Genomic DNA, 12,764 nt, shown 5'->3' on the forward strand with positions numbered 1-12,764 from the left:
CGAGGCCGCATGGCGTGACTGTCTTTCAAGGAGCGCACTTCATGGCTGTTGGTCTTGGTCCTTTGCCGACGCTGCACCCGGTTCCCGGTTTCGAACTCGGCATCGCTTCCGCCGGCATCAAGCGCCCGGGGCGCAAAGATATCGTCGTCATGCGCTGCGCCGAAGGCTCCAGCGTCGCAGGCGTGTTCACGCTGAACGCCTTTTGCGCGGCACCGGTGATCCTCGCCAGGCAGCGCGTGCAAGGCACCGTGCGTTATTTGCTGACCAACACCGGCAACGCCAATGCCGGTACGGGCGCGCCGGGTCTGGCCGCTGCCGAGCGCACCTGCGCCAAGCTGGCAGAGATCACCGGGGTCGATGCCAGCGCGGTGCTGCCGTTTTCCACCGGCGTGATCGGCGAGCCATTGCCCGTCGAGAAGATCGAAGGCGCGCTGCAGGCGGCGCTGGATGATTTGTCCGTCGACAACTGGGCTGCGGCGGCCACCGGCATCATGACCACCGACACGCTGCCGAAGGGTGCGAGCCGTCAGTTCGTGCTGGATGGCGTGACCGTCACCGTGACCGGCATCAGCAAAGGCGCGGGCATGATTCGTCCGAACATGGCGACCATGCTTGGTTATATCGCCACCGACGCCAAGGTGGCGCCGGACGTGCTGCAGGACCTGATTCGCGACGGCGCCAACAAGTCGTTCAACCGCATCACCATCGATGGCGACACGTCGACCAACGACTGCTGCATGCTGATTGCCACTGGGCAGGCTGATTTGCCCGCGGTGACCGAGGCCAAGGGTTCACTGTTCGAAGCGCTGAAAAAAGCTGTCTTCGAGGTCTGCATGGACGTCGCTCAGGCCATCGTCCGTGACGGCGAGGGCGCGACGAAGTTCGTGACCGTCGAAGTCAACGGCGGCGGCAATCATCAGGAATGCCTGGACGTCGGTTACACCGTGGCCCACTCGCCATTGATCAAAACCGCGCTGTTCGCGTCGGACCCGAACTGGGGACGCATCCTGGCGGCCGTGGGTCGCGCAGGCGTGCCGAACCTCGACGTGAGCAAGATCGACGTGTTTCTGGGTGACGTCTGCATCGCCAGCAAGGGCGCCCGCGCCAGCACCTATACTGAAGAGCAAGGCTCGCTGGTGATGGCACAGGAAGAAATCACCATCCGCATCGAGCTGGGCCGTGGCGATTGCAGTGAGACCATCTGGACCACCGACCTGTCGCACGAATACGTGAAAATCAACGCGGAATACCGCACCTGAGTCACGAGCGAGTCCACCGGTTTCAATGGAGCCAAGACATGAGCCTGCATCTGATCATCGGCGACAAACGTTATTCCTCCTGGTCGTTGCGCCCCTGGCTGGCGCTTGCGCTGACCGGCGAGGCGTTCACCGATCAGGTGATTCGCCTGAATCAGGCCGACACCACGCGCCTGATTCTTGAGCACTCGCCGACCGGTAAAGTCCCTGCGCTGAAGTGCGAGCACGGCACCATCGTCGACTCATTGGCGATCTGTGAGTACCTGGCAGAGCGCTTCCCGAACGCAGGTTTGTGGCCGGCGGACGTCGCCGCCCGTGCTCAGGCCCGGTCGGCATGCGCGCAAATGCACAGCGGCTTTGTCGGACTGCGCTCGCGTTTGCCGATGGATTTGCGCCAGGACGAGGCGCTGGAAGTCATTTCGGTCGAAGCTCAGGCAGACATCGACCGCATGGTTGCGCTGTGGCGTGAATGCCGCGCGGTGTCGGGTGTGAGTGAAGGTTTCCTGTTCGGCACGCCGGGCATCGTCGATGCGTTCTTCGCACCGGTCGCCGTGCGCTTTCGTACCTATCACGTCGAGTTGCCCGCAGACGCGGCAGCCTACGTCGAAACGATTTATCAGTGGCCTGAGTTCAAGCGCTGGCAGCAGGCGGGTCTGGAGGAAGGTTGAACGTGAAACGCATCCATGTGGCCGCGGCGGTGATCCGTGGCACCGACGGCAAGATCCTCATCGCACGACGCGCCGACAAACAGCATCAAGGCGGCTTGTGGGAGTTTCCCGGCGGCAAGGTCGAACCTGATGAATCGGTCGAAGCCGCGCTGTCCCGCGAGCTGCACGAAGAGCTGGGCATCGTCGTGACTGCAGCGCGTCCGCTGATCAAGATCAAGCACGACTACCCGGACAAGCAGGTGTTGCTGGATGTCTGGGAAGTCTCGTCGTTCACCGGCGAGCCCCACGGTGTTGAAGGGCAACCGCTTGCCTGGGTATCGCAGCGGGAGCTGGCCGAGTATGAATTCCCGGCAGCGAATCGCCCGATCGTGGCCGCTGCGCGTTTGCCGGGTGAGTACCTCATCACCCCGGACGATCTGGACACGCCGGAGCTGTTGCGCGGTATACGCACGGCAGTGGCCGGCGGCATCAAGCTGGTTCAACTGCGTGCGCCGAACATGTACGACCCGAAATACCGTGACGTGGCGGTGGACGCGGTCGGGCTATGCGCGGGCAAGGCGCAGCTGATGCTCAAAGGACCGCGCGAATGGCTCGGTGACTTTCCGGCAGCGGGCTGGCACCTGACCAGCGAACAGTTGCGCAAATACGCCAGCAAGGGCCGTCCGTTTCCCGAAGACCGTTGGCTGGCGGCCTCGTGTCACAACGTCGAAGAGTTGAGTCTGGCCGAGCAGATGGGCGTGGATTTCGTCACGCTCTCGCCCGTGCTGCCAACCCACAGCCATCCAGATGCCCAGCCGCTGGGTTGGGAAAAGGCCCGCGAGTTGATCGAGGGCTTCAGCAAGCCGGTTTATCTGCTGGGCGGGGCAGGGCCGACGGATCGCCAGCAAGCATGGGAATGTGGTGCGCAGGGTGTGGCCGGAATTCGCGCGTTCTGGCCGCAAAGCTGACAGCTGTCGAAGTCCGAGCCGCGAGATCTAAGGTTGCTACACCGCAGATTCAGCGGCGAATGGGATCATTGTGGGAGTGAGCTTGCTCGCGAAGAGGTTTGTAAATCCATTAGATCTCTAATGGTTGAAATGCAGTCTTCGCGAGCAAGCTCACTCCTACAGGATTTGCGCTTGCCAGCTGAGTTGCGGTGTATCAGGACAGCAGCACGTCAGGACAGTAGCCCCTCAGCACCGCAGCACTGTCTCCCAAATCACTGCGGTTTCTTCGCAGGCTCCCACAAAATCTCTGCCACGCCCTCACGTCGGGCAATGATCCGCGCCGCAACAAACAGCAGATCCGACAGCCGATTGATGTACGCCAGCCCGACGCCGGCCAGTGGCTCGACCGCGTTGAGGTGCTGACAACGCCGCTCCGCCGTGCGCGCCAGGCTCCGGCAAACGTGGGCCTGGGCGATCAGCGTAGAGCCGCCCGGCAAGATGAAATTCTCCAGCGGCCCCAGCTCTTCATTCCAGTGATCGATGGCCGTTTCCAGGCGCTCGATCTCCGCCGCATTCAGCGCCTTGTATTCCGGCATCGCCAGCTCGCCACCCAGGTCGAACAACCGATGCTGACAGGGCGCCAATACGTCGATGACCTCCTGCAGCGCCGGATGAGTCGCGACTGCTGCCGTAAGGCCGGCCAGCAATACGCCCACCTGGCTGTTCAATGAGTCGACTTCCCCGATGGCCTCGACCCGCGGATGATCCTTCGGCACTCGGCGACCATCGCCCAGGCCCGTTTCGCCGGTGTCACCCGTGCGCGTGTAAATTTTCGACAAGCGAAATCCCATGGCTCTACTCCCGGTCGTTCTGACCAATGACCTGTGGTGCAGGCATATCTATCGAATTGTCCACCAGCGGCAGGCGCAAGGTGAAACAGGTGCCTTGGCCGAGGGTGGAATGCACTTCCATCTGGCCCTTGTGGTTGTTGGTGATGATGAAATACGACACCGACAGCCCGAGGCCCGTGCCCTGGCCGATTTCTTTGGTGGTGAAAAACGGCTCAAAGGTGCGCTTGCGCACGCTTTCCGGCATGCCGATGCCGTTGTCCTCGACCTGAATCTCCGCCCACGGCGGGTTCAGGCGGGTACGCAGGATGATGCGCCCCGGCTCGCTGGCGTTGTCGCGCTGGTGAATGGCCTGAGCGGCGTTCTTCAACAGGTTGAGCAGCACTTGCTCCAGTTCGTTGGCCGTCGCAGGCACCGGGCCCAGAGCAGGGTCGAACTGGCGAATGATGTTCTGGCCCTTGAAGTCAAAACCGATGGTCAGGTCGAAGTCGTTGCTGGCGATCTCTACGGCCTGATCGATCAATGCCGGCAGATCACAAGGCGCCAACTGACGGTTGCTGCGTCGGCTGAAGCTGAGCATATGGCTGACGATCTTCGCCGCCCGCGCCCCGGCCGACTGAATGCCGTCGAGCAACTGCGGCACTTCGCGCGCGATCAGGTACTGGTTCACCGCCGCCAGCTGGATACCTTCCTGCTCGGCCTGCTCCAGGTTCTTCGGCAGATCGGGCGACAACCGACGGCGGATGTTCTGCACGTTGTGCATGATCGCCCCGAGGGGGTTGTTGATCTCGTGGGCCATGCCAGCGGCCAGACCACCCACCGAAAGCATTTTCTCTGACTGCACCATCATTTCCTCCAGCGACAGGCGCTGGGTGATGTCATCGATGCGGATCACCGCGCCACGCCCGGCATCGCCGGTCAGGGGGTAGAAGGTGAGGGCGTAATGGCGGGACTCTTCGCCCTTGACCCAGGTGACGCGCTCGATCTTGGTGACGGTGTGTCGTTCGACGGTCTGTTTGATCTGCGGCAAAAACGCCCGCATTGGCGGGAAGGCCGAGTAAATCGGCTGGTTGAGCGCCTCATCCAGCGGCGTACCGGACAGAGCGCCGGCCTCCTGATTCCACTGGGTGACATACAGCTGCTCGTCCAGGGCGATCAGCGCCGACGGCATGGAGTCGATGATGCTGTTGAGGTAATTCTGAAACCCTGTCAGCTTCTTCTCGATCTTGCTGCGCACCTGAACCTCAAGCTCAAGCTTGCGGTTGGTGTGACGGGTTTCTTCCGCCAGCCCCTGCGCCTGATCGTAGGCGTCCTGGGATTCATCGCGGGCGCGTCTGAGCTGTTGCTCACGGGCTTCCATGCGCGAGAGCATGGTGTTGAATGCCTCGGCCAGCGAACCGATTTCGTCTTTGTTGCCGGGCGTCGCCCGCAGCGCGTAGTTCTCCTCGCGGGTGACCCGCCGCGACAGGTCTTCCAGCTGGTAGATCGGTTCGGTGATAAAGCGCCGAATCTGCCGGGCAACGCCGGCCCAGAGCAGGATGCTGAAGATCAGGATGCCGAGGCTGGCGGTCAGCGTGCCGGTGTAGAACGCCGTCGGCAATTCACTGCTGGCGACCAGCAACAGATGCCCCTGCGCTTGCCCCGCTTTGGGAATGGGGATGACCTGAGTGTTGCGAAACTCGGTGACGCGCCAGCTCTCCAGATCCCGGTAGTGGTCGGGCATGCGCAGCTTGTCGCCTTGCTGCATCTGCGCCAGACGCGTACCGCTGCCGTCGTACACCGCTGCCGCCCGTAATGGGCCGTAGTTTTTCAGTTCCTTGAGCAGCGCCTGGGCGTTAGAGGTCGAGGACAAGGCTTGCTCGGAAAGCCCGGGATTGCTGATCAGCCGACCGATTGTTTGCAAGGCCTGGGGCGCCATCGCTTCCTGGGAGATGTAATAGGCGGCGCTGATGAAGGTCAGGTTGGCGACCACCAGCACGGTGGTGAGCAAAACCAGCAAGGCGGCCAGAAGCTTTTGACCGACCGGCAGGTTTTCGAGGCGCTGGCGCAATGGCATGGGGCAGGTCACCGGAATGAGGAGCGGGCAGGTTAGCGCTGTTCCGCCCGTGAGCAAACCCGTCAGTCGCTGGGCAGGCCCCGGGCGTTGAGGTGTTCGATCAGACGCAGGCGTAACTGGTTCAGCATCGGCGCCGGGCAATCGAGGGCGTCCGCCGTCGCGCAGACATGCCCGAGCAGGTAGCGGATCTCGGTGCGACGGGCATTGGCGACATCCTGATACATCGAGGAATAATTCCCGGCGGTGGCGGCAATCACCTGTTGCACTTGCTCCAGCAAACCGTCAGCCGCGCCGGGCTGACCGCAGCGTTGCAGCACGCGGGCGAGCTCGGCACACAGCGCCGTCACTTCTTCTGCATGGGCCAGCAGCTCGCCGTTGCGGCATTGATGCAACACGGTGAGCGGGTTGATCGCGCAATTGAGCGCGAGCTTGCGCCAGAGGCGTTCGGCAATGTCAGCGGTCCATTGATGGGGGATGCCTGCCTGCTTGAGGTCTTCCAGCCAGGCCGGCGCCGCGCCGTGCGGTGTGTCGCCCAGCCAGTTGGAGCCCTGTCCGGCAAATACCACGCTCCAGTCTTCATCACGGTAGGCGCCTTCGGTGCTGGAGACAAAAATGCAGCGTGCCTCAGGAATCATGGCGGCCACGGTGTCCTGGCTGCCGAGACCGTTTTGCAGGAGCAAGACATCAGCCGCACCGGTCAGGCGATGGGCGACGGCTGCAACGGCGCGTTCAGCGTCGTAGGCCTTGCACGCCACCAACAGACGCCGGATCGGTTCATCCGCGCTGACCGTCTGCGCCGCAATGGCAAACGTCTGACGCTGGCCATTCTCGTCAAGCGCCAGACCGGCGTGCGCGTCGTAGGCCGCCAGTCGGGCCTCGTCGCGCAAGATTAACCGCACCGGCAGACCCGCCCGGGCCAGTCGCGTGGCCCAGAGACTCCCCAGACTGCCCGCGCCCAGAACGTGCCAGCACACGGAATTCAAAAGAAATGACCCCCGACGACGAAGATCTCGGTGCGCGGCGAAAACGAAATCAACATCGCAGGCTCACATGAACGTGGGAAAAGTCTCGTTATAATGACCGGGCTTTCATACCGTCAAGTCAGGCGTGCTCCATCCACATGTTGAGCCGCGCCGTATCAATTGGAGAATCTACATGCCCTCGTTCGACGTAGTGTCCGAACTGGATAAACACGAAGTCACGAATGCCGTCGACAACGCTATCAAGGAGCTGGACCGCCGCTACGACCTCAAAGGCAAGGGCAGCTTCGAGTTCACGGAAAAAGACCTGCTGATCAAGATGACGGCCGAAGAAGGTTTTCAGCTTGAAGCCATGATCGAGATCCTCAAGCTGGCCCTGGTCAAGCGCAAGATCGATGTGCAATGCCTGGAACTGAAAGATCCCTTCGCGTCCGGCAAGGTCATGAAGCAGGAAGCCACGCTCAAGGAAGGCATCGACAAGGAGCTGGCGAAGAAGATCGTCGCTCACATCAAGGAGGCCAAGCTCAAGGTTCAGGCCGCGATTCAGGGCGAGCAAGTGCGCGTCACCGGCAAGAAGCGTGATGACCTGCAAGAGGCGATCGCTGCGCTGCGTGGCCACGAGTTCGGCATGCCGCTGCAATTCAACAACTTCCGCGACTGATTACCCCGCGATTTGCCCTGCGATTTCATGTTGACTCAGGAACCCGAGGGGTTCCTGTGCGTCCGAATGCAGGTCTCGCTGAAACAATGGGCCCACTCGGCGCCGTTGCTTCAGCCTTCCATGCGCGACTCAGAGGAGAAATAGATGGACTTGGATTTAAACGGCCAGGTAGACCATCTGGTGAAAGCGTCTCAGGCCTGGATCCCGATGGTCATGCAATACGGCAGCAAGGTGCTGCTGGCAGTGGTCGTCCTGCTGGTCGGCTGGTGGCTGATCAATAGACTGACTTCCCGGGTGGGTGCACTGTTGGCGCTGCGCCACGTCGATCTGGCGTTGCAGGGTTTCATCAGCAGCATCACCAACATCATTCTGAAGATCCTGCTGATCGTCAGCGTGGCTTCGATGATCGGGGTTGAAACCACCTCATTCGTCGCCGCGATCGGTGCGGCCGGTCTGGCCATCGGCCTGGCGTTGCAGGGCAGCCTGGCAAACTTTGCCGGCGGCGTGTTGATTCTGCTGTTCCGTCCGTTCCGCATTGGCGACTGGATCGAAGCGCAGGGTGTATCCGGCACCGTGGACGGGATTCAGATCTTCCACACTGTGCTGCGTACCGGCGACAACAAGACGGTGATCCTGCCCAACGGCAATCTGTCCAACGGCATCATCACCAACACCAACCGTCAGCCGACGCGCAAGATCACCTTCGATGTGGGCATCGACTACGACGCCGACCTCAAGCAGGCGCTGCAAGTGTTGATGGACATGGCGGATGACCCGCGCATCCTGCAGGACCCGGCGCCACAGGCGGTGGTCGCGGCACTGGGCGACAGCTCGATTACCGTGTCCCTGCGTGTGTGGACCAAGACCGGTGACTTCGGTGACGTGTCGAACCGCTTCAACGCTGAAATCCGCGACCGCCTGCGCGCGGCCAACATCGACATCCCGTTCCCGCAACGGGTGATTCGTGTGGTGCAGGACGAGCAGCCTACGAAGGCCTAACGCTCGATCGCAGAAACCAAAAAGCCCCGACTCGTGAGAGTGCGGGGCTTTTTGTTGAGTGGGCGTCGTCACCTTTGTCTGATTGAGGCCTGTTTCTGCCCGAAGGGCGTAGGAGCGTGGCTTGTCCCGCGATCGGCTGCGCAGCAGTCGTAAACCTTGCGACGGCCTTTGTTGCTGACGCACCGCACTCACCGTATTGACTGCCGCTGCGCGCCAGATCGCGGGACAAGCCACGCTCCTACAGAATCGGGTGCGCCCTACAGAATTGAATCCGCAGGCTTGGCCGGCTCTTCCGCTTCTTCCCGCGCTTCCCGGCGTGCTTCCTGCGCCCAGTGCAGGGCGATCATGAACAGCGTCGGCACGCCCATCAGCGCGGTCGCCAGGAAGAAGTTGTGATACCCCAGCTTCTCCACCATGACCCCGGAATAGCCGCCGATCAGACGCGGCAACAGCAGCATGATCGAGCTGAGCAGCGCGTACTGAGTGGCCGAAAACTTGAGGTTGGTCAGGCTCGACAGATAGGCCACGAACGCTGATGTCGCGAGGCCCGAGCTGAAGTTATCCAGCGAGATCGTGACGATCAGCATCTTCAGGTTCGGGCCCATGTCGGCCAGCATCAGGAACAGCAGGTTGGTCGCTGCCGAGGTCACGCCGCCGATGAAGAGGATCGGCAGAATGCCGAAACGCACGATCGCCAGGCCGCCAAATGCCGCACCGGCCAGGGTCATCACCAGCCCGAAAATCTTGCTGACGCTGGCAATCTGATCCTTGGTGAAGCCCTGGTCGATGTAGAACACGTTCGCCATCACGCCCATGACCGTGTCGGACATGCGATACGTGGCGATCAGCCCCAGCAGCAGAAACGCCTGCCAGCGATAACGCAGGATGAAGTCGTTGATCGGCGTCAGCACCGGCGCCAGGCCGCGTCGGCCCATGGACGACAGGCAGGCCACGGTCAGCAGCGTGTAGAGAATCGCGCGCAGAAAGGCGCGGTCTTCCATCAGCAGGTCTTTCCAGGTGGTGCCCTGGAACAGCACGCTGGCGAAATCGGTGTTGTACAGCTGGGTGAACATCGCCGGCACCGAAACCAGCAGAATGATCAGCACGAACACCGAGGCCAGTTGATGAGCAAAGCCGTAACGCACCGCCGACAGCTGGGTGCGGATCGGCACCGATGGCTCACGCATGATCAGGCTGGTGATCAGTGCCGGCACCATAAGCAGGCCAAACAGTACGTAGGTGCCGGCCCAGGCCGAGTGTTTGTAGGCGAAGCCGGTCGAACCGAAGCCTTCGGCGAAGTACAGCGCGCCGGCGGTGGCGAGGAGGGCGGCGACGCGGTAGCCGGCCATGTAGCTGGCGGCAAGAGTCGCTTGCTGGCTGTCGCTGGCGATTTCGAGGCGGTAGGCGTCGATGGCGATGTCTTGGGTCGCGGAAGAAAACGCGACCAGCACCGCAATCGCGATCAGCCACGAGAGGTGCTGCTGCGGATCACAGAACCCCATCCCGATCAGGCCCAGGGTGACCAGCGACTGCGAAAGCACCAGCCACGAACGACGTCGGCCGAGCCGGCCCAACAAAGGCAGGCTCCATTGATCGAGCAACGGCGACCAGACCCACTTAAAGGCATAGGCCAGGCCGATCAGGCTGGCATAGCCAATGGTTTCACGCGCGACGCCGGCTTCACGGAGCCAGACCGACAGCGTCGAGAACACCAACATGTAGGGCATGCCCGCGGCAAAGCCGAGCAACAGGAGCACAAACGTAGAGGGGCTGGCATATGCGGCGAGCGCGGCGCGCCAGGTTTTGCGGGGCATGGGCTGGAATCTGCCTCAGGTTACGTAAACAAAGCGCGCACTCTAACCGTTGTGCTCTGTCGGGCGCCAGCCATGACGCTGCATATCCACACGATTGTTACGGATGGTCACGCCTTCGGCCCGCAGCCGTGCGCGTTGCTCCTCTCCCGACACCGTTCCGGGCGCCAGGCTGATGCGCCCGCCGGCGGCGATCACGCGGTGCCAGGGCAGGCTGCTGCCGTCCGGCAACTGACTCAACGCCCTGCCGACGAAGCGTGCCGCTCGTCCCAAACCGGCCAGCTCCGCCAACTGACCGTAACTGACCACTTTGCCTTCCGGCACTTGATGCAAGGTGAGGTAGAGCGCCGTGCGCCGTGCCTCTGCGGGCGAGAGACCGGTAGGGTCGTCGTGCGCCGGTGTTTGTTCGATCACGCATTCGTTCCTGTAAAAGGGATGAACGGGAATTTTCGACAAGGAACTATAGAAGCCTTAGACGGTCAGTCATACCTGTGTCGGCGGTCCGCCGATTGCCAAGACGTTGTCCATTCGGATAATGCCCGATTTTCCGCGAACCAGAGCCTTGTCGTTGCTTATGTTGTCCAGAACCCTGTTGTGCGTTGCTGTTGCCACTGCTTCTACCCCATTGCTCGCTGACACCGTCTGGTTGAAAAACGGCGACAAAATGACCGGGACCATCAAGTTCTTCGACGGCGGCAAGCTGCTGATCAATACCAAATACGCAGGCGACGTCCCGCTGGACTGGAAGGAAATCAAGACGCTGGAAAGTGACCAGCACCTTCTGGTGAAGCAGGACGCTACCACTGGCGAAGTCTCCAAATCGTTGCAGCCGGCCGAAGATGGCAAGGTCACGCTGGCCAATGGCGATGCACCGAAGACAGTTGAGCTGGCGAGCATTCAGCAGATCATCAAACCCAAGCCGGTGGTCACTGATCTGGTGTGGAAGGGCAATGTCGACGCTGCGCTCGACTTCCAGCGCGCCGAGAACGACACCGACGATTACAACATCGCCTTCAAGACCTCAGCGACCCACGGCCAATGGCGCCACAACGCCAAGGGCGAGTACAACCGCGAGTCCCAGGACAGCCTGACCACCACCAATAACTGGGACGCCGAGTACTCGGTGGACCGGTTCTTCACGGACAAGTGGTTCTGGGACGGCCGCATCACCTACAAGCGTGACACCATTGAAGACTTGGCCCGTCAGCGCACCGTCGGTACCGGTCCGGGTTACCAGTTCTGGGACGACGAGCTGGGCGCATTCAAAATCGGTGCGCTGCTTAACCGCACCGATTTCGAATATTCCAACGGTGAGAAGGACAACTTCTATTCCGTGTCCGGCACTTGGGACTACAACCGTTACCTGATCGGCAAGAAGGTCGAATTCTTCACCAACGGTGAAGTCGGCAAGCCTATCAGCGGCGTAGCTGACTACAGCCTCGAGACGGAAGTGGGCCTGCGTTACAAAGTCACCGAATGGGCCTCGCTCAACCTCAAGGCTGAGAAGGACATCATCAGCGGCTCCGACAACGGCGACCTGGACAAGACCCGCTACACCGCCGGTTTCGGTGTTTCCTGGTAATAGCAGCGCTATCGATGCCTGAGCGTGCGCAGGTCAACCCCTGATCTGCGCGCGCCGGCGGGCTTGAGTTTTCACCGCGTTTTCGTTACGCGAACCTTCCGCCAAACCGTCACTCCCTCCCAACCTGGCACCTTCCCACGATTACGATTATCGTGTGGCATGCGTCGCCGTCTCCCGCTTCGCATCCCCGATGCCTTCGTTTTACTGTCCAGGAGCCCCACATGAGCGCCAGCGCCAACCGGCAAGCACGAGCCTTGCTGCTCAAGGAATACCGTGGCGTGTTGTCGACCCATTCCAAGTCGATGCCCGGTTACCCGTTTGGCTCGGTGGTGCCTTATTGCCTGGATGATCAAGGCCGTCCGCTGACCCTCATCAGCCGCATCGCGCAACACACCCACAACCTGCAGCTCGACGCCAAGTGCTCTTTACTGGTGGGCGAACGGGGCGCCGAAGATGTGCAAGCGGTGGGGCGCGTCACGCTGATGGCCGAGGCCGAGAAGATCAGCGACCAGGCACAGACGGAAGCGGCCGCTCAGCGCTACTACCGCTATTTTCCGGAATCCCAGAGTTACCACAGCGCCCACGATTTCGATTTCTGGGTGCTGAAGCCGGTGCGTTATCGCTTTATCGGCGGCTTTGGCGCGATTCACTGGCTGGACGACGCAGCGCTGGCCAATCCATTTGCCGGGGCTGCGGAGGTGAGCATGGTCGAGCACATGAACGCCGACCACGCCAAGGCCATCGCCCACTACGTCGAACTGGCCGGTTTGCCCAAGACCGAGCCCGCCATGCTGGTCGGCATCGACAGCGAGGGCATGCATTTGCGCGTGGGACAAAGTCTGCACTGGCTGGCCTTCGCTGAACCCTGTAATACGCCGACACACGTCCGCCAGGCCTTGATTCAACTGGCTCACGCTGAAAAATGGCCCACACTTGAACAGGCCGAGGCTTGAATTAACGACTTTGCGACTTCACGT

General features: G+C 61.5%; 12 protein-coding genes. 7 read left to right on the plus strand and 5 right to left on the minus strand.

Going from position 1 to position 12,764, the window contains the following annotated elements:
* Positions 1 to 41: 41 nt before the first annotated feature.
* Genes argJ through IFT99_RS13255 form a run of 3 tightly spaced genes read left to right on the plus strand, consistent with a single transcriptional unit; the run spans position 42 to position 2,871 of the window.
* Complete coding sequence (gene argJ, locus IFT99_RS13245; protein WP_192132760.1) at positions 42 to 1,259, plus strand: bifunctional glutamate N-acetyltransferase/amino-acid acetyltransferase ArgJ; 1,218 nt, start codon at positions 42 to 44, stop codon at positions 1,257 to 1,259.
* Positions 1,260 to 1,297: 38 nt separating this feature from the next.
* Entirely contained in the window at positions 1,298 to 1,924 is a 627-nt protein-coding gene (locus IFT99_RS13250; protein WP_065992163.1) for a glutathione S-transferase family protein, read from the plus strand.
* Positions 1,925 to 1,926: 2 nt separating this feature from the next.
* Positions 1,927 to 2,871, plus strand: a complete 945-nt coding sequence (locus IFT99_RS13255) for a Nudix family hydrolase (RefSeq protein ID WP_192132761.1) — start codon at positions 1,927 to 1,929, stop codon at positions 2,869 to 2,871.
* Between the two features lie 251 nt (positions 2,872 to 3,122).
* Here IFT99_RS13255 and IFT99_RS13260 read toward each other — a convergent pair whose 3' ends face one another.
* The 3 genes from IFT99_RS13260 to IFT99_RS13270 all read right to left on the minus strand — a co-directional run bounded on the left by IFT99_RS13260 (position 3,123) and on the right by IFT99_RS13270 (position 6,737).
* The gene (locus tag IFT99_RS13260; protein WP_192132762.1) at positions 3,123 to 3,701 is read right to left on the minus strand and encodes a cob(I)yrinic acid a,c-diamide adenosyltransferase; all 579 of its coding nucleotides are present in this window, start codon (positions 3,699 to 3,701) and stop codon (positions 3,123 to 3,125) included.
* Positions 3,702 to 3,705: 4 nt separating this feature from the next.
* A complete protein-coding gene (locus tag IFT99_RS13265) occupies positions 3,706 to 5,754 on the minus strand; it encodes a sensor histidine kinase (protein WP_065992165.1) in 2,049 nt (682 codons plus the stop codon).
* 62 nt (positions 5,755 to 5,816) lie between these two features.
* Positions 5,817 to 6,737 (minus strand): putative 2-dehydropantoate 2-reductase, encoded by a 921-nt coding sequence (locus tag IFT99_RS13270; protein WP_197985969.1) that lies wholly within the window; start codon positions 6,735 to 6,737, stop codon positions 5,817 to 5,819.
* A gap of 172 nt (positions 6,738 to 6,909) precedes the next feature.
* Between IFT99_RS13270 and IFT99_RS13275 the strand changes: the two genes are divergently transcribed.
* Together IFT99_RS13275 and IFT99_RS13280 are read left to right on the plus strand one after the other, a co-directional pair.
* Positions 6,910 to 7,395, plus strand: a complete 486-nt coding sequence (locus IFT99_RS13275) for a YajQ family cyclic di-GMP-binding protein (protein WP_065992166.1) — start codon at positions 6,910 to 6,912, stop codon at positions 7,393 to 7,395.
* 150 nt (positions 7,396 to 7,545) lie between these two features.
* On the plus strand, positions 7,546 to 8,394 hold the full coding sequence (locus IFT99_RS13280; protein WP_065993168.1) for a mechanosensitive ion channel family protein: 849 nt from the start codon (positions 7,546 to 7,548) through the stop codon (positions 8,392 to 8,394).
* Positions 8,395 to 8,651: 257 nt separating this feature from the next.
* Here IFT99_RS13280 and IFT99_RS13285 read toward each other — a convergent pair whose 3' ends face one another.
* Positions 8,652 to 10,208, minus strand: coding sequence for an AmpG family muropeptide MFS transporter (locus IFT99_RS13285; RefSeq protein ID WP_192132763.1), 1,557 nt, complete (start codon positions 10,206 to 10,208; stop codon positions 8,652 to 8,654).
* Positions 10,209 to 10,250: 42 nt separating this feature from the next.
* A complete protein-coding gene (locus IFT99_RS13290; RefSeq protein WP_083233242.1) occupies positions 10,251 to 10,619 on the minus strand; it encodes an MGMT family protein in 369 nt (122 codons plus the stop codon).
* A gap of 160 nt (positions 10,620 to 10,779) precedes the next feature.
* On the opposite strand from IFT99_RS13290, the gene IFT99_RS13295 reads away from it, so the two are divergent.
* Positions 10,780 to 11,787, plus strand: coding sequence for a DUF481 domain-containing protein (locus IFT99_RS13295; RefSeq protein ID WP_065992174.1), 1,008 nt, complete (start codon positions 10,780 to 10,782; stop codon positions 11,785 to 11,787).
* 221 nt (positions 11,788 to 12,008) lie between these two features.
* Entirely contained in the window at positions 12,009 to 12,740 is a 732-nt protein-coding gene (locus IFT99_RS13300; RefSeq protein ID WP_192132764.1) for a HugZ family pyridoxamine 5'-phosphate oxidase, read from the plus strand.
* Positions 12,741 to 12,764 lie beyond the last annotated feature (24 nt).

It is taken from the genome of Pseudomonas sp. CFBP 8772, from assembly GCF_014841665.1.
Classification (GTDB): domain Bacteria; phylum Pseudomonadota; class Gammaproteobacteria; order Pseudomonadales; family Pseudomonadaceae; genus Aquipseudomonas; species Aquipseudomonas graminis_B.